1 pseudogene is annotated in these 1,188 nt (G+C 78.0%); it reads left to right on the top strand.

Features of this window, described 5'->3' with window-relative positions:
• Nucleotides 1–163: 163 nt before the first annotated feature.
• A pseudogene (locus C1J00_RS43400) lies at nucleotides 164–1,188 on the top strand (nicotinate-nucleotide--dimethylbenzimidazole phosphoribosyltransferase); the annotation flags it as partial.

A 1,188-nucleotide genomic window follows, 5' to 3' on the forward strand; every position in this document is an offset into this window, starting at 1 on the left:
CGCTCCCGAGATGCCCGCGCAGCCCGCCGCCCCCTGGGGCGTACCGGGTACGCCCCCGGCCTCGGTGAGCGCCGGGGCGGCGCCTGCGGAAACGGTTGTTCCGGCGGCGGAGCCAACGGCTGCGGAGCCGACGGGACCGGCCCAGGCGGTCACGACCAGTGAGATGACGGAGACCAGCCACACGGCACCTCCGGCACCGGCCGAGGCCGGACAGGTCTATGGGGGTGACCCCGACGGTCCGGGCGTCGGCCCTGCCGAGGCCCAGGCAGCTGCGGCTGAGGCCGGTCAGATGGCCGAGCCCGGCCCCGCGGGTGCGGGCGTCGGCCCGGACGGAGCCCCCGTGGCCGCCGCGGAGCAGGTCATGCCCGTACCGGGGGCGGACGCCGTGGAGCCGGGCATGGACGCGGAGGAGCGAGCGGCCGCCGCCCAGGCCGGCACCGTAGCCGCCCCGGCGGTTGCCGTGTCGTCGGCTTCGGAGCCCGGGCCCGCCGTGGACGGCTCTGCGCAGGGCGGTGCACCTGCCGGTGTCTCCTCGGAGTTCCCCGTACCGGACGCCGCCGACGGACAGAGCCCGGTGGCGGTCGCCGAGCAGGCCGCCGCGCCGGCTCCTGCCCCGGAGGCCGGTCAGGTCCCGGAAGCGGTCCCGTTCCCTGAGGCTGCCGCCGCCCCGGAGTTCGCCGTCGTCACTCCGCCCGAGGCCCCCGCCCCGGTACCGGACGCCGCCGCTCACGCCCCCGACGCAGCAGCCCCGGAGGCCGTTGCGCAGGTGCCGGCGGCGGGCGTGGGCGTTGCCCCCGAGGCCGCCGCCGCACCGAGCCCGGCCACGGAAGCCTCCGAGGCCGCCGCACCGGAGCCGGAGGCCACCGCCGCGGAGGCTGCGCCCCAGCCCCCTGCGGCAACTGACGCCACGCCGGTCGCGGTAGCGCAGGAGCCCGAGACGACGGCTTCGCAACCCGGCACCCCTGGCCCTGAAGCCCCTGGCCAGGTCGTCGCCACTCCGGTCGCCGAGCCGGTCGGCCAGGAACCGGCCGCTCTGCCCGCGGAGTCGTTCGGCCAGGAACCGGCCGCTCTGCCCGCGGAGTCGGTCGGCCAGGAACCGGCCGCTCTGCCCGCGGAGTCGGTCGGCCAGGAACCGGCCGCTCTGCCCGCGGAGTCGGTCGGCCAGGAACCTGTCGCTTATACACATCT

Origin of the sequence: Streptomyces cahuitamycinicus (assembly GCF_002891435.1) — a bacterium.
GTDB classification, from domain to species: Bacteria; Actinomycetota; Actinomycetes; order Streptomycetales; family Streptomycetaceae; genus Streptomyces; species Streptomyces cahuitamycinicus.